General features: G+C 65.7%; 26 protein-coding genes. 9 read left to right on the top strand and 17 right to left on the bottom strand.

Annotated elements, in window-relative coordinates; genetic code table 11:
• Window positions 1-144: 144 nt before the first annotated feature.
• Complete coding sequence (locus CH283_RS02310; RefSeq protein WP_176460401.1) at window positions 145-1,821, bottom strand: alpha/beta hydrolase; 1,677 nt, start codon at window positions 1,819-1,821, stop codon at window positions 145-147.
• 62 nt (window positions 1,822-1,883) lie between these two features.
• On the opposite strand from CH283_RS02310, the gene CH283_RS02305 reads away from it, so the two are divergent.
• From CH283_RS02305 to CH283_RS02295, 3 genes are all read left to right on the top strand, one after another.
• Complete coding sequence (locus CH283_RS02305) at window positions 1,884-2,663, top strand: PIG-L family deacetylase (RefSeq protein ID WP_094641091.1); 780 nt, start codon at window positions 1,884-1,886, stop codon at window positions 2,661-2,663.
• Between the two features lie 194 nt (window positions 2,664-2,857).
• Entirely contained in the window at window positions 2,858-4,114 is a 1,257-nt protein-coding gene (locus tag CH283_RS02300) for an Hsp70 family protein (protein ID WP_094648568.1), read from the top strand.
• Between the two features lie 47 nt (window positions 4,115-4,161).
• A complete protein-coding gene (locus CH283_RS02295; protein WP_094641089.1) occupies window positions 4,162-5,031 on the top strand; it encodes a 1,4-dihydroxy-2-naphthoate polyprenyltransferase in 870 nt (289 codons plus the stop codon).
• On the opposite strand, the gene CH283_RS02290 is transcribed toward CH283_RS02295, so the two are convergent.
• Window positions 5,028-5,408 carry a phage holin family protein gene (locus CH283_RS02290; RefSeq protein ID WP_037187032.1) on the bottom strand — a complete coding sequence of 127 codons (381 nt, stop codon included), beginning with the start codon at window positions 5,406-5,408 and terminating at the stop codon, window positions 5,028-5,030. The genes CH283_RS02295 and CH283_RS02290 overlap by 4 nt on opposite strands.
• 44 nt (window positions 5,409-5,452) lie before the next feature.
• Window positions 5,453-5,794, bottom strand: coding sequence for a nitroreductase/quinone reductase family protein (locus tag CH283_RS02285; RefSeq protein ID WP_094641484.1), 342 nt, complete (start codon window positions 5,792-5,794; stop codon window positions 5,453-5,455).
• 180 nt (window positions 5,795-5,974) lie between these two features.
• On the opposite strand from CH283_RS02285, the gene CH283_RS02280 reads away from it, so the two are divergent.
• From CH283_RS02280 to CH283_RS02270, 3 genes are read left to right on the top strand one after another with little or no spacing between them, the layout of a single operon-like run.
• Complete coding sequence (locus tag CH283_RS02280) at window positions 5,975-7,381, top strand: HNH endonuclease signature motif containing protein (RefSeq protein WP_094641088.1); 1,407 nt, start codon at window positions 5,975-5,977, stop codon at window positions 7,379-7,381.
• 25 nt (window positions 7,382-7,406) lie between these two features.
• The gene (pepN, locus tag CH283_RS02275) at window positions 7,407-9,866 is read left to right on the top strand and encodes an aminopeptidase N (RefSeq protein ID WP_094641087.1); all 2,460 of its coding nucleotides are present in this window, start codon (window positions 7,407-7,409) and stop codon (window positions 9,864-9,866) included.
• 5 nt (window positions 9,867-9,871) lie between these two features.
• Entirely contained in the window at window positions 9,872-10,183 is a 312-nt protein-coding gene (locus CH283_RS02270) for a hypothetical protein (protein ID WP_094641482.1), read from the top strand.
• Between the two features lie 6 nt (window positions 10,184-10,189).
• On the opposite strand, the gene CH283_RS02265 is transcribed toward CH283_RS02270, so the two are convergent.
• The gene (locus CH283_RS02265; protein WP_094641086.1) at window positions 10,190-11,272 is read right to left on the bottom strand and encodes a PLP-dependent cysteine synthase family protein; all 1,083 of its coding nucleotides are present in this window, start codon (window positions 11,270-11,272) and stop codon (window positions 10,190-10,192) included.
• Window positions 11,269-11,622 (bottom strand): DUF4229 domain-containing protein, encoded by a 354-nt coding sequence (locus tag CH283_RS02260; RefSeq protein ID WP_082899469.1) that lies wholly within the window; start codon window positions 11,620-11,622, stop codon window positions 11,269-11,271. Before CH283_RS02260 ends, CH283_RS02265 begins: the two co-directional genes overlap by 4 nt.
• A 198-nt stretch (window positions 11,623-11,820) precedes the next feature.
• Between CH283_RS02260 and CH283_RS02255 the strand changes: the two genes are divergently transcribed.
• Window positions 11,821-12,036, top strand: coding sequence for a BldC family transcriptional regulator (locus CH283_RS02255; protein WP_037187021.1), 216 nt, complete (start codon window positions 11,821-11,823; stop codon window positions 12,034-12,036).
• 136 nt (window positions 12,037-12,172) lie between these two features.
• Window positions 12,173-12,370 carry a hypothetical protein gene (locus CH283_RS02250; RefSeq protein ID WP_032393904.1) on the top strand — a complete coding sequence of 66 codons (198 nt, stop codon included), beginning with the start codon at window positions 12,173-12,175 and terminating at the stop codon, window positions 12,368-12,370.
• Between the two features lie 13 nt (window positions 12,371-12,383).
• Here CH283_RS02250 and CH283_RS28615 read toward each other — a convergent pair whose 3' ends face one another.
• The 8 genes from CH283_RS28615 to CH283_RS02210 all read right to left on the bottom strand — a co-directional run bounded on the left by CH283_RS28615 (window position 12,384) and on the right by CH283_RS02210 (window position 20,734).
• Window positions 12,384-13,670 (bottom strand): MinD/ParA family ATP-binding protein, encoded by a 1,287-nt coding sequence (locus tag CH283_RS28615; RefSeq protein ID WP_094641480.1) that lies wholly within the window; start codon window positions 13,668-13,670, stop codon window positions 12,384-12,386.
• A 546-nt stretch (window positions 13,671-14,216) separates the two neighbouring features.
• Window positions 14,217-15,182 carry a c-type cytochrome biogenesis protein CcsB gene (ccsB, locus tag CH283_RS02240; RefSeq protein ID WP_094641084.1) on the bottom strand — a complete coding sequence of 322 codons (966 nt, stop codon included), beginning with the start codon at window positions 15,180-15,182 and terminating at the stop codon, window positions 14,217-14,219.
• 3 nt (window positions 15,183-15,185) lie between these two features.
• Entirely contained in the window at window positions 15,186-16,805 is a 1,620-nt protein-coding gene (resB, locus tag CH283_RS02235; protein ID WP_068046363.1) for a cytochrome c biogenesis protein ResB, read from the bottom strand.
• Window positions 16,802-17,611 carry a cytochrome c biogenesis CcdA family protein gene (locus CH283_RS02230; RefSeq protein WP_037188672.1) on the bottom strand — a complete coding sequence of 270 codons (810 nt, stop codon included), beginning with the start codon at window positions 17,609-17,611 and terminating at the stop codon, window positions 16,802-16,804. Before CH283_RS02230 ends, resB begins: the two co-directional genes overlap by 4 nt.
• A gap of 8 nt (window positions 17,612-17,619) precedes the next feature.
• A complete protein-coding gene (locus tag CH283_RS02225; RefSeq protein WP_068046366.1) occupies window positions 17,620-18,207 on the bottom strand; it encodes a TlpA disulfide reductase family protein in 588 nt (195 codons plus the stop codon).
• On the bottom strand, window positions 18,200-18,862 hold the full coding sequence (locus CH283_RS02220) for a histidine phosphatase family protein (protein ID WP_068046369.1): 663 nt from the start codon (window positions 18,860-18,862) through the stop codon (window positions 18,200-18,202). Before CH283_RS02220 ends, CH283_RS02225 begins: the two co-directional genes overlap by 8 nt.
• 52 nt (window positions 18,863-18,914) lie before the next feature.
• Window positions 18,915-20,234 carry a glutamate-1-semialdehyde 2,1-aminomutase gene (gene hemL, locus CH283_RS02215; RefSeq protein WP_094641083.1) on the bottom strand — a complete coding sequence of 440 codons (1,320 nt, stop codon included), beginning with the start codon at window positions 20,232-20,234 and terminating at the stop codon, window positions 18,915-18,917.
• 68 nt (window positions 20,235-20,302) lie between these two features.
• Window positions 20,303-20,734, bottom strand: coding sequence for a DUF1707 SHOCT-like domain-containing protein (locus tag CH283_RS02210; RefSeq protein WP_068046377.1), 432 nt, complete (start codon window positions 20,732-20,734; stop codon window positions 20,303-20,305).
• 76 nt (window positions 20,735-20,810) lie between these two features.
• Between CH283_RS02210 and CH283_RS02205 the strand changes: the two genes are divergently transcribed.
• The gene (locus CH283_RS02205; protein ID WP_068046380.1) at window positions 20,811-21,344 is read left to right on the top strand and encodes a pyridoxamine 5'-phosphate oxidase family protein; all 534 of its coding nucleotides are present in this window, start codon (window positions 20,811-20,813) and stop codon (window positions 21,342-21,344) included.
• On the opposite strand, the gene CH283_RS02200 is transcribed toward CH283_RS02205, so the two are convergent.
• From CH283_RS02200 to CH283_RS02185, 4 genes are read right to left on the bottom strand one after another with little or no spacing between them, the layout of a single operon-like run.
• On the bottom strand, window positions 21,341-21,964 hold the full coding sequence (locus CH283_RS02200; RefSeq protein WP_094641082.1) for a hypothetical protein: 624 nt from the start codon (window positions 21,962-21,964) through the stop codon (window positions 21,341-21,343). The two genes, CH283_RS02205 and CH283_RS02200, sit on opposite strands and share 4 nt — an antisense overlap.
• 46 nt (window positions 21,965-22,010) lie before the next feature.
• Window positions 22,011-22,709, bottom strand: a complete 699-nt coding sequence (bioD, locus tag CH283_RS02195) for a dethiobiotin synthase (protein ID WP_094641081.1) — start codon at window positions 22,707-22,709, stop codon at window positions 22,011-22,013.
• Window positions 22,706-23,854: an 8-amino-7-oxononanoate synthase gene (locus tag CH283_RS02190; protein ID WP_094641478.1), complete on the bottom strand. Its 1,149-nt coding sequence runs from the start codon at window positions 23,852-23,854 to the stop codon at window positions 22,706-22,708. Before CH283_RS02190 ends, bioD begins: the two co-directional genes overlap by 4 nt.
• A 25-nt stretch (window positions 23,855-23,879) precedes the next feature.
• Window positions 23,880-25,166 carry an adenosylmethionine--8-amino-7-oxononanoate transaminase gene (locus tag CH283_RS02185; protein WP_094641080.1) on the bottom strand — a complete coding sequence of 429 codons (1,287 nt, stop codon included), beginning with the start codon at window positions 25,164-25,166 and terminating at the stop codon, window positions 23,880-23,882.
• Window positions 25,167-25,189: the final 23 nt, after the last annotated feature.

Genomic DNA, 25,189 nt, shown 5'->3' with positions numbered 1-25,189 from the left:
GAATACCTCACGCACGAACGCGCGCGCGTTCGTCAGGTGCCCCGCGAAGTCGTCGGGCAACAGATAGCGAACCTGCGCGCGTTCGGCAAACGCGCGCGCATTTGCGCCGGTGGTGGGTGGGCGAACGACTGAGCAGCCGACGCCTCAGCCCGCCAATTTCTCGTACAACCGCTCGACGTCCGCGTCGGACCAGTTGGCAGGCTCGAGGATGTCAGCCCACATGTTCACCGCGTCGGCTCCGTAGCTGTGGCCGTGGCCGTCGTCGACGTTCGTGGAGAAGACCTGATCGAACGTCAACTGCCAGAAGGTCACGAACGGGAACCACTGCACTCCGGGATCGACGTCCGCGCCGCGGGGTTCTCGTAGCCAGTCGGGCCGGTTCAGGATCAGATCCGGCGACCACCACACGATGGGGTCGGATGCGTGCTGCCAGTACACGATTCGGGGCTCTTCCCATTGCCCGCCGATGTCGAGGTCACCGGACGAGCTGGCGAAACGAACGTGCTCGCCGCCGTCGATGACAGGCAGGATCTCGCGGGATTCGGCGTCGCGCCCACCGGTGATGCGGGCCCACTGCGGGGTGAAGTTCGGGTTGCCGACCCACAGGGCACCGTCGATGCGCGCGATCATGTCCTGCGCGCCGCTGAACGCATCCTGTCCGCCGTAGGCACCGAGGCTCTCGCCGAACAACACCAGCTTCGGTCGCGAATCCTCGGGGAGTTCGCTCCACACCTCGTACACCGCCTCGAAAAGGGCCCGTCCGGCATCCTGGGGAGTCTGGCGGTCGGCCAGAAATGCCATCGGGCTCGGCAGGAAGGAGTACTGCATCGACGCGATCGCCGAGTTACCGTCGTACAGGTATTCCAGAGGGCGAGCGACGTTCTCGTTCACCCACCCGCGCCCGGTGGTCGTCGCGACACCGAGCACAGCGCGAGAGAATGCGCCGGTACGTTCGAGCTCTGCCACCACCCGCTGGGCGACGCCTTCGACGGTGTCCGCGGACTCCACGCCCGCGTAGGCACGGATCGGTTGCACCGCAGGCCTTCCGGTGAACTCACTGATCTCGTCCGGCGATACCCCGGACACGACGAAGCGTCGACCCTCCTGCCCCAGGGAATCCCACTCCTCGTTCGAGGCGTCCGAACCCGACAGTTCGGCCGCGGTGGGCTTCTCGACGCCCTCGTGGTTGCCGCGGTCCGCAGTGGAGGCCGATCTCTCCGCGACCGCCACGATGCCGCGAATCAGCGCGCCGTTGACGGCGAACACCACCAGCAGGGCTACGACGATCACGCTCGCGATCCTCGCGACCGGCCTCGGCACGTACTGCTTGCCCCATCGCGTCAACGCACGGGTGGCTCGCCGCAGCAGACGACCCAAGGCGAGCACTCCCACGGCAACCACCAGCGAGACCACCAGCACCGCGATGTACAGCGGCCTCCCGGGATCCTCCATACCGACGAGCTTGCGGACGATCTGCTGCCACCACGATCCCAGGATCAGGAACAGCGGGATCACCACCACCGCGGCCACGGCCAGCGCCCACCACCCGCGTCGACGCCACTGCTCCGACCAGTCGGGTGACACTCCGCAGATTCGAACCACCCACGCGATCAGGCAGCCCACGCCGTATCCGATCGCGACGCTGATTCCGGTGGCCACCGCCTGCAGATACCAGACCCTGGGCAGCAGCGACGGAGTCATCGACAGCGCGAAGAACACCAGAGCGAAGAAGATCCCGACGGGATGCAGTGCACGGCAGTACCGATCCGCTCGTGAGTCCTGCCAATACGAACGAATCACGGCCGACCGCTGTGTGGTCATCCGCAGATCGTATTTGCCCGCCGACTGGGCTGCACCCTCTTCGACATGCAAGCATTCACCGCATGAGTGTTCTGGTCTGCTTCCACGCACATCCCGACGACGAAGTATTCGGCACCGGCGGAGTCATGCGGCTCGCCGCCGATGCCGGCCACCGCGTCGTCCTGGTCACCGCGACCGACGGTGCCCTCGGTGAGTTTCCAGACGGCATCCTCACCGCCGGTGAGACACTGGCCGAGCGCAGACGCGTCGAGCTGGATCGTTCGGCAGCCGTTCTCGGAGTCTCCCGCGTCGTGCGGCTGCACTACGCCGACTCCGGAATGGCCGGTACTCCGGAGAATGCGAACCCGGACGCCTTCTGCAACGTCGACGTCGACACCGCAGCACAGCGATTGGCCGAGGTACTGCTCGAAGAGCAGGCGGACGTCGTGACGATCTACGACCCGAACGGTGGTTACGGGCACCCCGACCACATCCAGGTTCACGTCGTCGGCAAGCGCGCCACCGAGATCGCCGACACTCGATTCGTCTACGAAACCACCACCAACCGCGACCACATGCGCCGACTGATGGAGGCCAATCCGCACTGGGGCGAGGAGGCATCACCGCCGGACATGGACACGTTCGGTCTGCCGGAAACCGAGATCACGACGGTGGTCGACGTCTCCAGCGTCATGGACGCGAAGCGGGGTGCAATGGAGGCCCACGAAACACAGGTCGGTGACTTCGGACCGTTTCTGCAGATGTCCGTCGAGGACCTCGCCTCCACCTTCGGTACCGAATGGTTCCGAAAGCTGCGCGGCACGGGCGGCGTCGGCCTCACGGAGACCTCACTCCCGCTCTGAACTGGCCGAACAGCGGACGCAAGCGCGACGGCAACCAGATCGTAGATCGATGATGCAACTCCATAGAGCTGACCATCGGATTGTTTCCAGCCTCTAACCAAACCGCGAGACGGTACAGTGTCCACGTCGCCTGTCATGAGGGCGAGTTCTTCAGACCAGAACACCGTCATCGAAATGGAGAGGCCGGAGAAGCGATGCGTTCGTCAGTGGGTGTGTCCCTGGGCACGTGCGGCATTCGCACGGCGCGGACCACCGAAGACGGTGCATGGACCGACGGCACCCCGTTCGACGACTGGCAGTTCTCCCCCACGGCATCCGACGTCGCGCGCGTCGTCCGCGGCATCGTCGACAGTCCGGACGCGCCCCAATCTCTCGGCGTCGCCTATCGCACCTCCGAGGAACGCACCCAGATCGCCGCCGCACTGGCCGAGGAGTACGTCTCCGACGTCCACCTCATCGACAAGACCGGCGCGGCCATGGAGTACCTGCGCCCAGGGCTCCCCTCCCACCACCGGACCATCGCGCTGTTCGACGCGGGCGAGACCGGTGTCGACGTCGACATCGTGGACGTCGAATCCGGCCGCTCCTACGGTTCCGCGCGGACCACCGCCATGAGCGGTGCCTCCTTCGACGCGGTGGTCCGAGAACACATACTCGGACTCGGCATAGTGCGTCCGCCCCAATCTCCGGACGAGGACAGTGCGCTGACGGCCTTCTGCCGCGGGATAAAGGAAGCGCTGTCCTCGCACCTGACCACCAGCACCCCCGACGGCGAGCACATCCTCCTCGAGCGGCACATCTTCGAGTTGTCCATCGCGCGCTCCACCGAGCAGGCCGCCGAGACAGTGCGCCGACTCGGCCGCGAGGCCGAGTTCTACCCCGACGCCGTCGTCGCGATCGGCGGAACGTCCAACATTCCGCTGGTCCGCGCCACCCTCGAACGCTTCCTGCAGCTACCGGTCATCGTCCCGGACCGGCCCGAGCTCGTCGTCGCCGGCGGTGCCGCGGTACACGCCGCCCACGTCGACGCCACCCACGTGCCGCCCCTCGTCTCGCACCGTCCAGCCCTGGCGCGACTCGGCATGATCGCACTTCCGATCGCCGGCGTCATTGCCGCCATCGGACTGTTCACGGCTCTCGGATCCAGCGACGAGGGTCAACCGCTGAGCACCCCGTCGAGCGTCGGTGAATCAGTGTCGCAATCCACCAGACCGTCGAGCACCAGCACGACGACGACCACGCCGGCACCGCTTCCCGACATCCCTCCTCCCCCACCGACAACCACCGCACCGGCGCCGGCCGCCGCAAATTCCGCGCCCTACGTGCAGTACCAGCAGCCGCACTACTACCCGCCGGCACCTCCGCCCGCACCCACGGTGCCCCTGCCACAGATTCCCGGTGTCCAGATGCCCGTCATCCCGTTGCCGGTATTGCCACGCCTGCCGTTCTGACCGGCCGCGTTCTCACCCGTCGGACAGATACGGAAAGATCGTCGCTCATGGCCACCACAGCGCAATGGATCGAAGGTGCGCGACCGCGCACACTCCCGAATGCGATCGCCCCCGTCCTCGTCGGCACTGGCGCGGCCGCGTCGCTGGACGGAGGAGTGTGGTGGAAGGCGCTGCTGGCGTTGGTCGTCTCGTTGGCGCTGATCGTGGGCGTGAACTTCGCCAACGATTACTCCGACGGAATTCGGGGCACCGACGACGACCGAGTCGGGCCACTGAGACTGGTCGGCTCGAAGGCCGCGTCCGCCGGTGCCGTCAAGAAGGCCGCCATCGGTTGCTTCACAGTGGGTGCCGTGGCCGGATTGGTTCTGGCAGCGACCAGCGCCTGGTGGCTGGTCATCGTCGGACTCGTCTGCATCGCCGGTGCCTGGTACTACACCGGCGGCTCGAAGCCGTACGGATACAGCGGTTTCGGCGAGATAGCCGTGTTCGTGTTCTTCGGTCTCGTCGCCGTACTCGGCACCCAGTTCGTACAAGCCGAGCAGATCGATTGGGCAGGCGTGTTGGCTGCAGTGGCAGTCGGATCGTTCTCCAGCGCAGTACTCGTCGCCAACAACCTTCGCGACATCCCCACCGATACCGAATCCGGAAAGCTCACGCTGGCAGTGCGATTGGGTGACATGCGCACTCGCTACCTGCATCTCGCGCTACTGGTGGTGCCGTTCGCGATGACGGTGGCACTGATCGCCCGCACTCCATGGGCACTGGTCGGCCTGCTCGCGCTGCCTTTCGCCGCACGTGCCAACTCCCCGGTACGCAAGGGCGCTCACGGATTCGAACTGATTCCGGCACTGCGCGATTCGGGCCTGGCGATGCTCGTGTGGGGAGCGAGCACCGGCGTGGCGTTGGCCTTCGCCTAGCGCTTGTCGGGAACGAACGCGCCCAGCAGAAAGTTCACGATCGAGATGATGATCGCGCCCCAGAACGCCGCGGCGAACCCGACGATCTCGAGGCCGTAGCCGGTCTGCGACGACAACCAACCCGTCAACAACAGCATCAACGCGTTGATCACAAGAGTGAACAACCCGAGCGTCAGAATCAGCAGCGGCAGCGACATGAGCTGCACCAGCGGTTTGATGAACGCATTGACGACCGTCAACACGGCCGCGATACCGAGCAGGACCACGATGTCCCACCCATCGCCGCGCCCCGAGCTGGTGACAGTGATGCCATCCACGAATTCCTTGGCAACCCAGATTGCAACGGCATTGATCACGAGCCGAATCAAAAAGTTCATGGCGCCATCGTAGGGTTCGTCAGCGCCCGACGGCTACGACGTACTCAGCGCTCCAAGTCGATGTCGACAGTTACTCGCCCACGATCGTCGCGAGTCGCCACGGCAAGGCCGGCATGATGGACGCCGCCGAGGTCGACATCGACCCGTCCGCCGTCGTTCTCGAAATTTCGCCACCAATTCTTCCTGTCCGGCACGGCCACGACAACTTTCACGTGATTGCCTGTTCGCTTGAAGGCCACCGGCAGTGAGAACTCCTTGCCGGACTTGCGGCCGGTATAGGTCAGAATCCCCATCGACCGTCCGAGAACCCTGTCGAGCACCGGTGCCTTCATGACGACCACAAAAACCTTGTTGAACGCTGCTGCCGACTTCTGAAAGGTATTCATTGCGCCGCCTCCGGGCTTGCCCTGCACGTGATGACGAGCGTAGCGGCGTAGCTGCTCGACGGGTTCGTCACTGCGAAGACACACCGTCCTGCATCGGCACCAAAACTTGTCGGTGCCCGGTTCTACACTTCTCGGCAACGGGTCGAATACGTGTTCGGCCCTTCGTCGCTGGGGGGTGACATGGGGCTACGTGAGTCGACGTGGATGGCGGACGATCACTCTGCACTCGCCGACGTCCTCGGTGCGCGCCGGACGATAAACGCCGCTGCCGCATCGGAACTGGCGCTCATGGACCACTACGTTCGCGGCCGAACGGCATGCGCCTCGCCGTGGGACACAGGAGTGACCGAGAAGGATCTCTACAGCTCGGCGATCTGCGAGCTGGCCGCGGCAACGTCGTCCACCTTCGCCGCCATTCACAACAAGCTTCAGATGTGGCGTCAGCTACGTCCCCTCGTACGGAACAGTTTCATCAACGGATCGCTCGACAAAGAGCGAGTCAAAACGATCCACGACCATCTGCTTCATGCGCGTCCGGAGACAGTAGTCGCCATCGAAGCCGAGGTTCTCAAAGCTGCCGGAGAGATGGCACCGGGCCCCCTGGGTCGCGAGATCGACCGACTGCTCGTCGAGGCCGATGCCGAGTGGGACCGCGCGGTACGCACACGTGCCGCGCGAACCGAGAAGCGCGTCCGGGTTCGGCGACGGGCACGAGGGCTGTCGAGCCTCACCACGGTGATGACCGATGGCGAAGCCGACGAACAGCTTTCGCGTATCGACGCCGAAGTCTCCCGTTTGCACCCCGAGGATCCACGTTCGGACGATCAACGACGGGGCGACGCACAGACCGCGCTGATGCGCGGCGAGACACTGCTGTGCGGGTGCTCGACGTGCCTGACCTCTCGGGGTGACGTCGCGGATGCCGAAACTCCCGAACACGGTGAGCCGGTGGCAGCAATGCCCGACCGTTCGGATGCGAATGCCGACGCCACCGGTGAAACAGCCACCGAGGGTTCGGGTTCCGCACGGCCGGGGTCCGAGCACCCGACGAGGGAGCCACTGGGCAGGGCACTGACGGGCCCGCTGCCACCCGACACACCACCACCCGTCTCACCAGCACCCGACGCACCAAGACCCGACGTACCGCCACCCGATACAGCGACTCGATCGAGACCGGGCGGAGGGACGTTGATCGAACGCTGGCGTGCCATCGTCGAGAACAACCCGCGCGGCGTCCACGCCCTACACCCCGACGGCCACGGAGGCATGACGATTCCGCCGCCGGGGGCACTGACCTATGCGCCGAGCAGAGCCCTTGCCGCGCAGGTTCGCGCCGAACATCCGTACTGCCTGCATCCTGGCTGCAACGTGCCTTCGGAACGGTGCGACCTCGACCACATCGTCGAATTCGATCGGCAGAATCCGGAACGAGGAGGATGGACGATCCGGACGAACATCGGCCCGCGCTGCCGGCTCCACCACAACCTCAAAACGCGAAAGCTCTGGCGCACCGAATTACTCCCGGAAGGAGTCCTGCATATCGTGGACCCTCTCGGAAACCACTACTTCACCGCGCCGACCCTGTGAAAACCGATCGCCTAGGGTTGGTTCGGTGAGCACCGCGAATCTGACCCGGACCGAAACTCGCAGGCGATCGCGCCACATCGACGGGGTGAAGTATCGCGTTCACCTCGATCTCCTGCGCGCAGAGGACGCGGACCTCGACACCTTCGAGACCGTGACGACCATCGAATTCGACGCGACCACGGCTGCGACCTGGGTGGACTTCATCGGTGCGGCAGTAGACCAAGTGACCGTCAACGGTATCGACACGCCGGTCGACTACGACGGCTCGCGGATTCAACTGGTCGGGCTCACCGAGCACAACATCGTGCGGATTTGCGCGCGCGGACGATACAGCCGGTCGGGTGAAGGACTGCATCGGTTCGTCGATCCCGTCGACGACAACGTCTATCTCTACACGCAGTACGAACCGGCCGATGCACGCCGAGTGTTCGCGAACTTCGAGCAACCGGACCTCAAAGCCCCTTTCACTCTGACTGTCACGGCTCCGCCGACGTGGACCGTACTGTCGAACCGCGAGGGTGTCACGACAGACACGGTCACCACCTTCGCGCCGACCCTGCCGATCTCGACCTACATCACCGCAGTTGCGGCCGGTCCGTATCACCGCGTCCGATCATCCTGGACGCGAGGCGAACTCACCGTCCCCCTCGGTGCCTATTGCCGGGCGTCTCTCGCCGAGTACTTCGATGCCGAGGACATCTTCGACATCACGAAACGAGGCCTGGACTTCTTTCACGACAAGTTCGACTACCCGTATCCCTTCGGAAAGTACGACCAGATCTTCGTCCCCGAGTACAACCTCGGCGCGATGGAGAATCCCGGCCTCGTCACGTTCACCGAGTCGTACGTATTCCGTTCTGCGGCAACCGAAGCCCAGTACGAGGCCCGCGCGAACACGATCCTGCACGAGATGGCGCATATGTGGTTCGGCGACCTCGTGACGATGCAGTGGTGGGACGACCTGTGGCTCAAGGAATCCTTTGCCGACTTCATGGGTGCATACGCATCGGCCGAAGCGACCCGATTCACCGACGCCTGGGTCAGCTTCGCCAACCGACGAAAAGCGTGGGCGTACCTGCAGGACCAACTTCCGACCACCCACCCGATCGTCGCCGACATCACCGACCTCGAGGCCGCGAAGCTCAACTTCGACGGCATCACCTACGCCAAGGGGGCGAGCGTCCTCAAGCAGCTCGGGGCGTTCGTGGGCGCAGATGCCTTCTTCGCCGCCTCCCGCAACTACTTTCGCACGCACGCCTTCGGAAACACGACGCTGACGGACCTGCTGAGCGAGATGTCGACCGCCAGCGGACGCGACCTCGACACCTGGGCTGCAGCATGGCTGCAGACCACCGGCGTCTCCACGCTCAGCTACACCGGCGATGCCGTCGAACAGACGAACCCGCGGCCCCACCGAATTGCCGTCGGGCTCTACGACCTCGACGAGGCCGGACATCTGACGAGAACCCACCGACGAGAACTCGACATCGCCGAGGCACGAACGCCGGTCGACCTTCCCGAGGCCGCGCTGGTGCTGCTCAACGACGACGACCTGACATACGCCAAGATCCGATTCGACGAGCGCTCCACTACCACTGTGCGAGACCACCTCGATCGCATCGTCGACCCTCTCGCCCGGGGCCTGGTGTGGTCGGCGTTGTGGAACTCCACCCGCGACGCCGAGCTGTCTGCACTCGAATACATCGACATCGCAACCAGATTCGCACCGAATGAGCCCAAGATCGGTCTGTTGTCCGCAGTCACGGCCAATGTGGCGTACGCCCTCGAGCATTACCTCCCGGAGGACAGACGGCGCGAACCCACTCGGCAGTGGCTGGAGGCGTCGTGGACGCAGCTGCATACGAGTGAGCCAGGGAGCGATACCCAGTTGGTGTGGGCGCGAGCCACCGCGGCCGCGGCCCAACTCGACGGCTCCCGCGCAGCCGACCTACGCGCACTTCTCGACGGCACGGCGACCGTGCCAGGTCTGCGCCTGGATCCCGACCAGCGCTGGTCGTTCTGGCTGGCCCTGGCCGCGACCGGAAACGCGACCTCGGCCGAGCTCGATGCAGAGCTGGCCTCCGACAACACGTCGTCCGGACGCACCTCACACACGGCGGCGTCGACGGCGCTCCCCGACGCAGAGGTCAAGGCAAGGGCGTGGGCTGCCATCACCGAGCGCGACGATGCGTCCAACGATGTTCTCGACGCCTTCATCACCGGCTTCGGGGCCGGGCACCGGCCGGACCTGACGCAGGGTTATCACGACCGGTACTTCGAATCCATCGCGTCGTTGTGGACCTCGCGCAGCATCGAAATCGCACGGCGCATCGTCGTCCGACTGTTTCCGCAGCAATCGTCGACGGTAGCCGCGGACAGCTGGCTGGCCGAGCACGAGTGGGCACCGGCCGCCCTGCGGCGCTTGGTGATCGAGCAACGAGACCATCTGGCGAGGAGTCTGCGGGTGCAGGCGCGGCTAGGGTGATGATCATGGCCACCAACGACACTCGACGCTCGATCGCCACGTCCGCACTCGCTGCCGGTGGATTGCTCGGCGGCTTCGCCGTCGCCCGGCAGTCGCACAACCGTCAACTCGGCGGAGCCGTACTGGCCGCTGCGGGTGTGGCGTGCACGACCCGGTGGCAGAAGTCCTCGGGCTCGACCCGCGCCGGTGCGCTGCTCGGGACCTATCTCGTCGCGTTCGGTGCCTCGCACCCGCTGGCCAAGAAGATCGGTGCCTGGCCGGCGGTCGTCACCGTCGCCGCTGCAACTGCCGCGGCGTCGATGGCGGTGAGCAAGTAGATCTCCTCAGAACACCCCGGTAAGAACGAACTTTTCGAGGGCCGCGGTCGGTTCGTCGAGATCCATACCCTGGCTCGAAACCCAGGCGTCGTCGAAGTAGGTCTGCGTGTACCTGTCTCCGCCGTCGCACAGCAGTGTCACCACGCTCCCGCTGCGGCCTGCTGCGATCATTTCCGCGATCAATCCGAAGGCACCCCAGATGTTGGTGCCTGTCGATCCGCCCACTCGTTTGCCGAGTGCGTCCGAGGTGAACCGTGCGGCGGCCACGGAGGCGGCGTCGGGCACTGCGATCATTCGATCGATCACCTGGCCGACGAACGAGGGCTCGACGCGCGGTCTGCCGATTCCCTCGATGCGGGAGGGCAGCCCTGTCTCGTAGCCCGCGTCTCCGGACTCGTAGCCGCCGATGAACGCCGAATTCTCGGGGTCCACCACCGCCAATTGCGTTGCATGCCTGCGATATCTGATGTAGCGGCCAATGGTGGCGCTGGTCCCCCCGGTCCCCGCACCGACGACCACCCAGTCTGGAATGGGGCATTCCTCCAGCCGAAGTTGGTCGAAGATCGACTCGGCGATGTTGTTGTTTCCGCGCCAGTCGGTGGCTCGTTCGGCGTGCGTGAACTGGTCCATGTAGTGGCTGTCCGGCTCGGCCGCGAGACGATGCGCTTCGGTGTACATCTCGCCGGGCTGATCGACGAAATGACATCTCCCGCCGTGGGACTCGATGAGTGCGATCTTGGCCGGGCTGGTGCTCCGAGGCATCACCGCGACGAATTGCAGTCCGAGCAGTCCGGCGAAATAGGCCTCACTGACGGCAGTGGAGCCCGACGAGGCTTCGATCACCGTGGTGCGTTCGGTGACCCATCCGTTGCAGATTGCGTACAGAAAGAGCGACCGAGCCAGTCGATGCTTCAGGCTGCCGGTGATGTGCGTCGATTCGTCCTTGAGGTATAGCGAGATTCCCCAGGCCGCGGGAAGGGGGTATCGCAGCAGGTGTGTGTCGGCGCTGCGCTGGGAATCGGCCTCGATCAACCGGACCGCATTGTCGACCCATGCCCGTGACCCCGAGTGATCGACCGTCCTGGTCATTTCTTGCCGTCTTCACCGCGCAGCTTCGACTGCAGATCCGCACGCGCGGTGCGCCTGTCCTCGTCGACTGCCGCGATGGACTCGTTGACGCGGATGCGCATGTTCTTGAACAGGAGCAGTGACAGAGGTAGCGAGATCAGCACGGCGAAAATCGCGGCGACGAGTACCGGAACCTCGACGCCGAAGAGTAAACCGATGCCGACGATGAGTGCGCCGATCACGATGACGAGCGCCAGGCGCGCGAAGGTGTAGACACCCAGGTTCACGGCGAGAGACTTCTTCGCCGACCTACCTTTCGCGCCGTTTCCGCTGGTAGGTTCGCTGCTGTCGGCGTTCGTCGCGTCACTCACGGGTCCCAGGTTACCGGGCTCGGCAAGCACTCCGACCCACCCCCGGCGTGACCGATTTGTCCATTACCTCCCCTTTACCAACCTTGTATCAGTCGAGTACCTAGGGGTTCGAGTGCAACCATGGGGTTCGAACGCAGCAGACCGATATCTCCGGTTCGACGCATATGCACCGAACCGAATCGTAGGAGGACACGACAGATGAGCGCACCCACATTTCACAAGGCTCAGGACTCACTTCTCACGCCGGGTCAGGTAGCCGCGCTTTTTCACGTCGACCCCAAGACAGTGACACGCTGGGCACACGCCGGTCGCCTCGGATCGCTCCGCACTCCGGGCGGGCACCGTCGATTCCGCGAGACCGAGGTCATGCAATTACTGACCTCTCTGACCACGGAAGCCGGCGCGCACCACTGATTCGGACGTCCTGACGTACGAAAAACCTTAGATCTCCGCACCCGCTCGAACTCATCGAACATTCTCAGGAATCTTCGACGCTCGACGGGTGCGGAGGGTGTTGCATCGCGGCTACCCTCGTAGTAGGAGGTGCGTCGTGATCTATCTATTGGCGTTGATCGGCTTGGTGGCAGTCATCGTGCTGTTCTGGAAGGCATTCGGACCCAGCACACAGGCTCCACCCACCCGCACTGTCGGACCCGATGACGATCCCGATTTTCTGTGGCGAATCAACCGTGAAGCTCGCCGCGGAGGGAAAGACGGGACCGAGGCAGGCACCGAACCCAGCGAATAGGGTTCGGTAGCTCTCAGTTGCGGTGGGCAGCGGTGGGCGCGTCGGGGAAACCTGCCGCTACCGCCGCCGCGACTTCCAACAGTGCCTTCCGCGTGCGCCCACGAAGACGATCCAGTTCGATTTCCGCCCCCTCCTCGAGATGTGGGTCGAACGGAATAGTTCGCACTCGCGCGCACCGCTGCTCGAAATGCTCGACAACTTTGTGCAGGTCCACTTTTCCAGCTCTCGGCCGAACGCCGTTGACCACGGCGACCGATGTGGCGACCAATTCGCGGTAGCCGTGCGCATCGAGCCAATCCAACGTCGCCGACGCGCTCCGCACGCCGTCCACCGAGCCCGAGCTGACCACCACCAGCGTGTCGGCTCCCTCGAGAATGCTCTCCATCGCCGAGTGCATCAGACCGGTGCCGCAGTCCGTGATGACGATGCTGTAGAACTTCTCCAACAGCGACACGGCGCGATCGTAATCCTCACCGCTGAATGCCTCCGAAGCTGCCGGATCCGAATCGGACGCCAACACCTCCAGTCGATGCACGTTCTGCGACGTGTAAGCCCTGACGTCGCTGTAACGGTCCAGAGACTCGATGTCGCGCAACAGATTACGGACGGTGGCGGTCGTCTCGGCCGGCACCTTCTGCCCCAGCGTTCCCCGATCGGGGTTGGCGTCGATGGCGATCACCCGATCACCCCTGATCTCGGCGAACGTCGAGCCGAGTGTGGCCGTCGTCGTGGTCTTGCCCACGCCCCCTTTCAGCGACAGCACCGCGACGCGATGGCACCCGACGAGAGGCCGATCCACCTCCGCGGTCAGAACCAGGCGTCGCTGCTGAGCGGCACTGTTGCCCACATTCAGGCGACCACGCGACATCAGATACAACGCCCGACGCCACCCTGCCACCGGCGGCGCATTCCCCGATCGGACGAGCAACGAACTACCGAGATCGAGCGAGGGCACCGGCTGCTCATCCGACCGACTCGGGCCGACGGTCGGTGCCGCTCCCGGGGTGGCGATCAACGCGTCACCCGGGCCTTGCCGAACCTGCTGAGGCTGATTCCGATACAGCTGATTTTGATGCTGCTGATTTTGATGCGGCGGCCCAGGCCACTGGCCGGGCTGAGGCCCCCATTGATTCTGACCGTTCCACTGACTCTGGGGATTCCAGTGACCCTCCGACGGCCACTGACCATGCGGGCCGCCCTGGTTCTGCGGAACCCAATAGTTCTGCGGCCCGGCTTGATTCTGCGGGGCCCAATAGTTCTGTGGCCCACCTTGGTTCTGCGGCACCGGATTCTGCGGCATCGGCGGCCCTGATGCGACGGGCGGCGCATGTGTAGGAGTCAGTTTCACAGTCGGTGCCACAGCCGTCGTCGGCGGTTCCACGGGCCTCGGTGGTGCGACGACGGTCTTGTCGACCCCGGCAGGTGGCACCGCGACCGACGCCGCCTCACCACCTGCGTCACCGTGGGCTTCACCGTCCCGCGACCCGGGAAGCGGCGGCGATGTGTGGGCGGCCTCGGGCTGCGGCACGGGCTGATTGTCGATGCTTTCGGGCGGCATCGTGATGGGGGTCGATCTGAAGGGCTCCCGCGGCGGTGCGGGTGTGGCCTCCGCCGCCCCTACGCCAACGACCGGCTCGGATTCCGTGGGGCGAGCTACGTCTTCTTCGGGCACGTCGTCGTCCAATGGCCGGACGGGTTGCCAGTTGTTCTCGTGCCGATCGGCCATGACCGATTCCCCCCAGTTCGCGTCCCACATCGAAGATCCGAGCTCGGATGTGTCCCCCATCGAGCCGGATCGGACGCTACCAGCTGACAGTCCCGCGCGGAGGCTGCCAGCGGGCGAGGACTAGTTCAGTCCTGCGTAGCTGTGCAGTCCCGAGACCACCATGTTGATGATGAAGAGGTTGAAGAGCATGGCGGTGAATCCGGCGATGTTGATCCAGGCGGCGCGGGTGTTGCGCCATCCGGAGGTGGCGCGGGCGTGCAGGTAGGCGGCGTAGATGATCCAGGTGATGAACGACATCGTCTCTTTGGGGTCCCAGCCCCAGAAGCGGCCCCATGCGGCTTCGGCCCAGATTGCACCGAGGATGACGCCGGCTCCGAAGAGCGGGAAAGCGACGATGGTCGTCTTGTAGGCGAGTCGGTCGAGGGCCTGGGCGTCGGGCAGCTTGGATGCGAATTTGCCCCAGAACCCAACGCTTTCCTGGCCGATGGGCTGCTTGATGCGCAGCAGGAACAGCAGGGAGGCGACGCCGGAGACCAGGAGGATGCCGCTGCCGACGCTGACGATGGTGACGTGGATGGGCAGCCAGTAGGAGCGCAGCGCGGGGACGACGGGTGCGGCGTCGGCGTAGAGCTTGGTGGCGGCGAAGAACATCAGCACGATGATCGGTGCGAGAACGAACACGAGCATCGGGCGCATGGTCTTCTTGCGCAGCACGATCACGGAGGTGAGGGCGGCGGCTGCGGTGGCCATGGTGACGAACTCGTACATGTTGCCGAGCGGGAAGCGGTGGGTGGCGAACCCGCGGAGCACCACCGAGGCGATGTGCAGCGCGAGAGCCGGGGCGAGCAGGGCGAAGCCCATGCCTGCGAGTCGCTCGGACAGCGGTCGCTTCGGGGCTTCGACAACCAGTCCCGGTCGCGACTGGGCCACCGGCGCGCCGGCACCGACGAGTTCCTTCGCCTGAGCGGCCGTGGCCTTGGCGGAGGCGTACTGGGCGATGAGCAGGACGAATGCGAGCACGTAGATGGTGAACGCTGATTCGAAGGACCAGTCGCTGTACTGCGAGAGGGTCTCGTTGATCGGCATCGGTCAGTTCTCCTGTTTCGAGGTGTCGCCGAGCAGGCGGGTGCACAGGCGGTCGAACTCTTCGCCCCACCCCGCCTGATCGGTGCGTGCAAGTCCGCCGAGGTCTACTACAGTACGTCGTGCTTGGGCGTCGGCGGTGAGTCGGACCCAGATTCTGCGACGCTTGATCACCAGTGAGACGAGCAGTCCGCCCATCATCGTGAGTGCGAAGACGAGCACCCAGGTCTGGGCCGGGTCGTGTGAGACCTGAAGGTTGACGAATTCTTTCGCGCCGTCGAAGGTGACGACCGTTCCGTCGCTGAGCGTCGCCGATTCTCCTGGCATCAGGTTGACGCGGTCCTGCTTCACGAGCCTGCCCTGGGCGATCATTTCCTGATCGAGCGAGAAGATCGACTGCGGCAGTCCGGTGTCGAGGCCGGTGTCGCCCTTGTAGATGTCGATGGCGACGGCGGGGTCGTTCATGGCGGGGAAGCTCGACGACAGCAGGCTGCCGTGGAACGACGCCGTCGGCGCGAACAGTCCTTCGATGGCGATCTGGTTCTTTCGCCGGTCCAGGGGATCGGTATACAAGCCGCCAGGCGGGTCGACACGGAGCACTCCGCTGGAGAGGAAGGTCGTGGCGTCCGTCGGTTGCCATTGGATGGTGTCGGTGCGGGTTTCGCCGTTCGGGAATGTCACGGTGAAGGTGGGTGCGTAGCCGTGGCCCTGGAGGTAGACGCGGTCTCCTGCGACGCGCAACGGGTGGTTGACCTGCAGTTGGTCGTCGCGCCAGACGTTGTTCGTGAGGTCCTGGCCTGCCTGGTATTCGATGTTGGAGGTGAACATCTCGGCCTGGCCGGTGTCGAGGTAGTCGGCTCTGAAGTCCTTGACGCGCACGCACAGTGGTTCGAGGTCGGTGCCGTCGACGAGGTTGCCTGCGCGGAACGAGTCGTAGTTGGCCGGGGTCGAGGTGCAGAAGCCTGGGCCGTCGTCGGCGATGACGATGCGGTTGCCCTCGTACCCGAGCAGCTTGCCCATGGCGATCGCGGCGAGCAGTCCGACGAGAGACAAGTGGAAGACGAGGTTTCCGAGTTCACGGACGTAGCCCTTCTCCGCCGACAGCGTCACGGCTCCGCCGTCCTCGGTTCGTTGGGCGACGCGCCAACCGCGCAACTGGGTGCGTACCTGCGCTGCGATCTCCTCCGGCGTTCCGTCCACGTCGTAGCGGCTGTGGTGCGGCAGTCGGGAGAGGTTGCGGGGCGCACGAACGGGTTTGGTGCGCAATTGCTTCGCGTGCTCGATGCAGCGCGGCAGGATGCAGCCGATCAGCGAGATGAACAGCAGCGCGTAGATCGCCGTGAACCAGAAGCTGCCGAACACGTCGAACAGTTCGAGCTTGTCCATGATCGGGCCGAGGGTCGGGCGGTCGGCGATGTACTCGTCGACTTTGCCGGCGTTGAGGCTGCGCTGCGGCACCAGGGCACCGGGTACCGCGGCGAAGGCCAGCAGGAACAGCAGCACCAGCGCGGTTCGCATGCTGGTCAGGCCGCGCCAGGTGTTGCGGACCAGCGCCGCTCCCCTGCCCAGCGCGGATTGCTTGCGCGGCGGCGATGCCTCGGTGCGCTCTTCGATGTCGGTGGTCATATCGGCAACACCACATCGGAGACGAAGGCGTCGCGCACCCAGCCGACGAATTGATCCCAGGCACCGGTGACCAGTGCAATTCCTACCGCTATCAACATGATTCCGCCGAACACCTGTATCTGTCGTGCATGTGTACGTAGCCAGCCGACGCCACGCAGCGCGCTGACCGAACCGAACGCGAGGATCACGAACGGTAAGCCGAGACCGAGGCAGTACGCCACGATCAGAACGACGCCCCGCGCTGCCGTCGTGCCGTCTGTCCCTGCGGCGAGTGAGATGACGCCCGCGAGCGTCGGTCCGAGGCACGGGGTCCATCCGAGCGCGAACACGCCCCCGAGCAGCGGCGCTCCGGCCAGTGAGCCGATCTGCTTCGGCTCGAAGCGCACGTCGCGCTGCAGCGCGGGAATCAGTCCGACGAACACCAGGCCCATGGCGATGGTGACGACGCCGCCGATCCGCATGAGCAGTTCGCGGTTGATCGCCAGGACGGAGATCGCTCCGAACACCGATGCGGTGGCGAGAACGAACACCACCGTGAATCCGAGGACGAACAGACCCGCCGCTCCGGCCACGCGCAACCGCCCGCTGCGCACCTTCGTCTTCACGGCTGCCTCGTCGGCGCTGACGGCAGGGGCGTCGGCTCCGACGACTCCGGCGAGGTACGAGAGGTATCCGGGCACCAGGGGTACCACGCACGGCGACGCGAACGAGACGAGCCCGGCCAGGACGCAGGCTCCGAGGGCCAGGATGAGCGGCCCGGAGGCCGCAGCTTCCTGGAAACTCGCGCCTATCCCGGCGAGGTACATCGTCTCGGTCACGGCTGCACTGGCTCCTCGGCTGCGACGCGTTCGACGACGGGCCGTAGGTCATCGGCGAGCAGTTCGCGCAGGAACACTGCCGCGACGCGATGCTGCCGGTCGAGCACGACGGTCGTCGGGATGACGGAGGTGGGGACGCCGCCGAGCGCAGTGAGGGTGCGCATGGGCGGATCGTAGATCGAGGCGTAGCTGACGTTGTTGCTGACGACGAAGTCCTGCGCGGCGGTCTGCGACTCGTCGCGCACGTTGATCCCGAGGAATTCGACGCCCAAGGGCTTGGTGGCCTCGTAGACGTCTTCGAGGTCGTCGGCTTCACCGCGGCACGGTCCGCACCACTGGCCCCAGACGTTGAGGACGACGACGTCACCGTCGTAGTCCGACAGGGAGGTCGTCTTGCCCTCGGTCATCAGGTCGGGCCCGGACAACTCGCCGATGGTGCCGCGCTCGTCGGGCTCGTAGAAGATGTCGGTCTGTCCGCCCGGTGAGACGAACTGGAAGGTTCCGCCCTGCGCCACCGCGTCGGTGCCGGTGGAGCATCCCGCGACGAGGGCCGCTGCGGCCACACCCAGCAGAAACCTACGCACCGGAAATCCTTGGGTCGGATGCCCCCGCGGGCTCGGAGTAGACGAGGTCGACCAGCTGGTCCCCCTCGTAGACCAACGAGGTGAGCGACGCGAGCCCGCACTGACGGTTGCGCGGGTCGTGCCAGAGCCGATCGCCCTGCAGGAAGCGGCGCAGTGTCCACACCGGGAGTTGGTGGCTGACGCAGACGGCTTCGTGCCCTACGGCTTCGACGCGCGCCGCATTGACTGCGGCGAGCATGCGGTGTGCGATCTGCAGGTACGGCTCGCCCCAGGACGGGGTGAACGGGTCGCGCAGCTTCCACCAGTGCCGGGGCCTACGCAGTGCACCGTCGCCCACGGCCACGCGCAGTCCCTCGAACTCGTTGCCTGCTTCGATGAGGTTCTCGTCCTCGGCGATGGTCAGGCCGTGCGCTGCGGCAATGGGTCCGGCGGTTTCCTGCGCGCGCAGCAACGGCGATGCCACGACGTGGGTGATGTCGTGGCCGGCGAGCGCGTCCGCGACCGACCTGGCCTGAGCCTGGCCCGTCACCGACAGCTTGAAGCCCGGCAACCGCCCGTAGAGGATGCCCTTGGGGTTGTGAACCTCGCCGTGCCGGAGGACGTGCACGATGGTGCGCGTCGTCGAGTGCGGATGTGTTGCGGGGGCCTCGGTCACGTCGGGGTCCTGTTTCTCGCTAGTCGGGTGGGCAATCAGTTCGGTGCAGACGTCACTGAGGAGCGGTGGCGGCGGCCGCTGCTTTCGCGGCGGCGGGGGCTGCGTCGGCGATGATCTCGAAGGCTCGATCGTCGAGGGCAGCCGAGACGAACCAGGCCTCGAAGGCGCTCGGCGGCGGGTACACACCGCGGGAGAGGAAGGCGTGGAAGAACGCCGGGTATCGCCACGTCTGCGCGGCCTTGGCCTGCGCGTAATCGGTGACGGGTCCATCGGCGAAGAACACACTCACCATAGTGCCCGCGAACTGGACGTGATGGGTGACGCCTTCGGCGGTGAGAGCGTCGCCGAGCAGTGTTCCGAGTCGCTGCGAGTTGGTCTGCAGCTTCTCGTAGACGGCCGAGTCGGCCAGTTGCAGACTCGTCAGACCGGCCGCGACGGCGACGGGGTTACCGCTGAGCGTCCCTGCCTGGTACACCGGTCCGGCGGGCGCGAGGTAGGCCATCACGTCTGCTCGACCGCCGAATGCGGCGGCAGGCAATCCGCCCGACATGACTTTGCCGAAGGTGTAGAGGTCACCGGCAACTCCGTCGATGCCGTACCAACCGGAGGCACTGACGCGGAATCCCGTCATCACCTCGTCCATGATCAGCAGTGCGCCGTGCTCGGTCGCGAGGTGGCGCAGTCCCTCGTTGAAGCCGGTGACCGGCGGGATTGCTCCCATGTTGCCTGCAGCTGCCTCGGTGATGATGCACGCGATCTGGCCGGGGTTGGCCTCGAAGGCCGCGGTGACGGCGGCGAGGTCGTTGTAGGGAACGACGATGGTGTCCGACGCCTGTGCGCCGGTGACTCCCGGGGAGGTCGGCAGCCCGAAGGTGGCCAGTCCCGAGCCGGCGTCGGCCAGGAGGGCGTCGACGTGGCCGTGGTAGCAGCCGGAGAACTTGACGATCTTGGTGCGGCCGGTGAAGCCGCGGGCCAGGCGCACCGCGCTCATGGTGGCCTCTGTGCCCGAATTCACAAGGCGAACCTGGTCGACGGGGCCGACGCGACGCACGATTTCCTCGGCCAGTTCGATTTCGCGGAGCGTGGGCGCACCGAACGACAGGCCGGTCGCGGCTGCCTTCTGGACGGCCTCGACGATGGCCGGGTGGGCGTGTCCGTGGATCATCGGACCCCAGGACGAAATGAGGTCGACGTACGACTTTCCGTCGGCGTCGGTCATCGTGTATCCGCTGGCCTGCGTGATGAAGCGGGGCGTTCCGCCGACCGACGCGAAGGCGCGTACCGGCGAGTTGACGCCGCCGGGAATGACCTCGCTCGCGCGGGCGAAGAGTTGGGCCGATACGGGGGCGTCGTCGCCGGGAGAAACAGTCACGTCTTCCAGTGTCCCAGGTTCGGCGAAATCACCAACTACAGGGCGTAATAATGCGGTCGACGCCGGCCTCAGTCGTCGGTTTTCTTCTCCTCGGGCATGAACACCATCGCGACCAGGATGATGCCCCAGATACCGAGGGGCCACAGGGGCCAGTAGGAGGTCGGTTCGCCGTCGGAGATCCATTGAACGGCCCAGATTCCGTTCATGACGACGGCACCACCGAGCCACCAGCGCCACTCGTCCAGATACTCCCGCCACTCGCTCGTCGTACGAGCGACATCCGTTGCCGTCGATTTCTCGGGGGCCGGCAAGTCGCGCACGACCTCGTCCAGATCACCGCGAGTCGTCGACGCCCACACCGCGTCGAGCCTTTGTTCGTACTCGACCAACGTCAAGCGGCCCTCGCTCATCGCCAGACCGAGGGTGGTCACGACGGCCTCACGTTCGTCGTTGCTCACGCGCAGGTCCGGCCGATTGTTCTTGTCGAGGTTCTTTCCCATGCGCAGCCTCCCGGTACTCGTGTCCGTTTTGTCACCTTAACGGTTGAGCGAGCTACACACCGGGTAGTTGGTTTCGATGACGAACACCGAGAGAACAAGCGCCGACAACCCCGGGGACGGCGTCACGAAAGTCGCTCAATTGATGTCCGAAGCCGGGCTCTGCATGTTCACCACCGTCGGCCGGGACGGCCACCTCATCTCGCGCCCGATGGCGCTTCAGGAAGCGGAGTTCGACGGCGACCTGTGGTTCTTCGCCGCCACCGATTCCCGGAAGGTGGGCGACATCGCGGCGAACCCGACGGTCAACGTCTCGTTCCAGTCCGGTGAAGGCTGGGTGTCGCTGTCCGGTACGGCCGCGGTGGTCGAGAACACCACCAAGGCCGAGGAGCTGTGGAACACCCGGGCGGCCGCATGGTTCGAGAAGAACCCCGATTCGCGCGAGGTCGCTCTGATCCACGTGGCCGCCGAGGGAGCCGAGTACTGGTCCACGCCCGGCTCGAAGGTGTCGAACCTGCTGGCCTACGCCAAGGCGAAGATCACCAACGAGCGTCCGAACCTGGGCGAGCACGATGTCGTCGAGCTCGAACTACCGCACAACTCGACCGACTAGTTCCGCTCGTGCCGGGGTGCCGTCGGGGGCACATCCGGATCGCCCATCACGTTCCGATCGCCGGCGATGTTCCGGTCGTCCGCCACATTCGGGTCACCGACGACGTTCCTGTCACCGACAATGTTCCGGTCGTCTGCCACGGTCCGGTCATGCGCTACAGTCCGGTCATCCGCCACGGTCCGGTCATGTGCCACAGTGCGGTCATCTGCCACAGTGCGGTCATGGGCGATGTTCCGGTCACCTGTGACGTTCCGATCGCCTGTCATGTTCTTGCCGTTCTTCACGTCCGGGTCGATTCGATTCGCACGTTCGAACTGCGATTCCATCTCGTCGCGTGACGACGCCGCAACTCCTTGATGAGACTGCGCCTGCTGTGCGAGCTTCTCCGCCTCGGCTGCTTTGACGTCGGCCTCTGCCTGCGCGCGGCGTGCCTTGGCTTCGCTTTCGCGCGCCATCAGTTCACGCTCCTCGACGACGGAGGATTGATCGGCAGCCTTTTCGCGAATCTCGTTCGCTTCCAATCTCTTACGTTCCTTGCCCTTACGGGCAACGACCACGGCGATGGCAATGACCAACAGAACGACTACTACTGCAACGATGATCCATACGGTGGTGTTCATGGTGTCTATTTCCCGTCTGTTTTCGAATGCCGAGACGGCAGATTCTCTACGGCGGGTACCCGAGTAACGACTCGGTAAACTCGCCGAAGGCACCCACGGCCAGGGCTTCGAAGGCCTGCGCTGCGAGTCGGCCGGCTCCTTCCGGGATGCGCGCGATCAGCCCGACCCCCGTCACGAGGGGCAACTCGTCGCGGTTGACCCGCGCGGCAAGGCTCGGCTCGGCGGGCCACGATCCGATCACCAGCCCTGCGCAGTCGACCCCGACCGCCCGCGCCGCGGCAGTGGTCAGCGCGCTGTGGTTGAGCGTTCCCAGCTCTGCACCGGCCACGACGACGATCGGCGCAGACACGGCCCCGGCGATGTCGAGCACGGTGAACCCTCCTGCACCCAGACGCACCGCCACTCCACCCGCACCTTCGACAAGCACGAGGTCGTGGGCCGCGTCCAGCGTGCGCACAGTGTCGACCACAGCGTCGAGTTCGAGCATCGGCCGACCCGATCGGCGCGCCGCAACGTCCGGAGCCAGTGGCTCGGGGTATCGCGCCAGCTCCACTCCCCGAATTCCCGAAAGCCGGTGCACCACATCGATATCGGCTTCGTCCGGGTAGTCACCTCCGACGCCGGTCTGCGCCGGTTTGCACACCGCCACCGTCCATCCGCCTGCGCGCGCGGCACCCGCGATACCCGCGGTCACCACGGTCTTGCCGACGCCGGTCGACGTTCCGGTCACGAGCAGAACCGTCACGACAGCACCGCCGCATTCGATACCGCCGCATTCAACACAGCCGCGAGGACCGACGCGGCACGGTCGACATCGGCGTCGGTGAGATCGGCGCGCGCGGTCAGTCGGAGTCGAGACCCGTCGGCCGGAACCGACGGTGGCCGGAAGCATCCGACGCGGACGCCGAGCTCGAGGCAGTCCGCGGCCGCCTGCACCGCACGTTGCGCGTCGCCCAGAACCACCGGGACCACCGCCGACTTCGTCGCTTCGACGCCCGCTGCGGCGGCCAGTTGCGTTGCTCGCACACCGATCGAGTGCACCCGTTCGGGTTCGCCGCGCAGGACGGTCAACGCGGCCGCTGCCGCGCCCACGGAGGCGGGCGCGAGGCCCGTGTCGAACACGAACGTGCGCGCACTGTGCAGCACCTGAGTGCGCACCGCTGCCGGCCCGAGAACCACTCCGCCCTGCGATCCGAGGGCCTTGGACAGCGTTGCGGTGATCACCAGGTCGGGCGCTCCGGCGAGTCCTGCTTCGTGGACGGCTCCCCGGCCACCGGCGCCGCGTACGCCCAACCCGTGCGCTTCGTCGACGACGAGCACCGCGTTTCGCCTCCGACACACCGCATACAGCTCGGCCAGTGGCGCGAGATCACCGTCGGCACTGAACACCGAGTCGGTCACCACCAGGGCCCGCTGTTCGGGACGCTCCCGCAACAGCTCGTCGACATGGCCGGTATCGCAGTGCCGAGCGACGGCCACGCGCGCCCGAGACAGGCGACAGGCATCGATGAGCGAGGCGTGCGACGCGGCGTCGGAGATCACCAACGCGTCGCGGCCCGCCAGTGCTGTCACGATCCCGAGGTTGGCGGTGTAGCCGGAGGAGAACACCAGTCCGGCCTCGGCTCCGAAAAAATCGGCGAGGTTCTCCTCGAGTCGCTCGTGCGCCGTCGTCGTGCCGGTGACCAGCCGCGATCCGGTGGATCCGCCGCCCCACCGGCGCACAGCAGCGCAGGCTCCGTCGATGACGGCCGGATGCCTGGACAGGCCGAGGTAGTCGTTCGAAGCCAGGTCGAGGATCGCCTCCTCGGCCGTGCGGGGGATCACGACGCGCTCGAGTCCGGCCTCGCGTCGGGCGTGCGCGGTGGCGTCGAGCCACTCCAGAGCGGTCATGGCAGCGACCATACTTGAACGCTGTTCAAGTATGGCTTCGGGCCACCGCCAGCATCGCGCCTGCAATGGCCGCCACGTCCTCCTCGGTGCAGATGTACGGCGGCATCGCGTACACCAGACGGCCGAACGGACGCAGCCACACACCCGCGTCGACGGCCGCTGCCGTGGCTCGAACCATGTCCACCGGACTGCGCATCTCGACGACGCCGATGCCGCCGAGAACGCGAACATCGGCGACTCCCGGCAAGGACCGGGCCGGCGCGAGGCCGTCGGCCAACCCCGACGCCAGACGTGCGACCTCGGCGCGCCAGTCGCGCGAGAGCAACAGTTTTACCGACGCCACCGCGATCGCACACGCCAGTGGATTACCCATGAACGTCGGCCCGTGCATCAGACCCCCGGCCTCGCCGCCCGAGACGGTTTCGGCCACTTCGGTGGTGCACAACGTCGCCGCCAAGGTCAGATATCCACCGGTCAGTGCCTTGCCGACGCACATGATGTCCGGTGCGACACCCGCGTGGTCGGCAGCGAACAACTCCCCGGTTCGACCGAATCCGGTCGCGATCTCGTCGAAGATCAGTAGTACGCCGTACTCGTCGGCCAATCGGCGCAGTTCCAGCACATAGCGCGAGTCGTGGAACCGCATTCCGCCTGCGCCCTGCACGATCGGCTCGACGATGATCGCCGCCAGTTCGTGCGCGTGCTCGGCGAGTACCCGCTCGAATTCGGCGACGTAGCCGGCGTCGAACTCCGCGGGCGGAGCCGGAGCGAACACCTGCTTCGCGAGCACATCGGTCCACAGCGTGTGCATGCCGCCGTCCGGGTCGCACACGCTCATCGGCGCGAACGTGTCTCCGTGGTATCCGCCGCGCCAGGTCATCAGCCGAGTGCGTCCGTTCTCGCCGCGTCCGCGCCAGTACTGCAGCGCCATCTTCACCGCGACCTCCACCGAGACCGATCCGGAATCTGCGAGGAACACCTTCTCGAGCCCCGCGGGGGTGATGTCGACCAGCAGCTCGGCCAACCTGGCCGCCGGAGCATGTGTCAGTCCGCCGAACATGACGTGGCTCATTCGACCCAGCTGATCGTGCGCGGCGGCGTCGAGCACCGGATGCCGGTAGCCGTGCACCGCCGCCCACCACGAGCTCATGCCGTCGACGAGTTGCCTGCCGTCGGCCAACGTCAGTCGCACTCCCGACGCGCTGTCGACCAGCAGCGGCGTCGCATCCGCCGGGAACCGGCTGTAGGGGTGCCAGAGATGGTCGGAGTCGATTCGACGGACGTCTTCGGAAGTCAGCACGCCAGAGCACATTGCCACAGCGCCCGTCCGGCCGT

Source organism: Rhodococcus sp. 05-2254-2 (assembly GCF_002259095.1).
Classification (GTDB): domain Bacteria; phylum Actinomycetota; class Actinomycetes; order Mycobacteriales; family Mycobacteriaceae; genus Rhodococcoides.
This window is presented reverse-complemented; position numbering and strand designations above follow the sequence as displayed.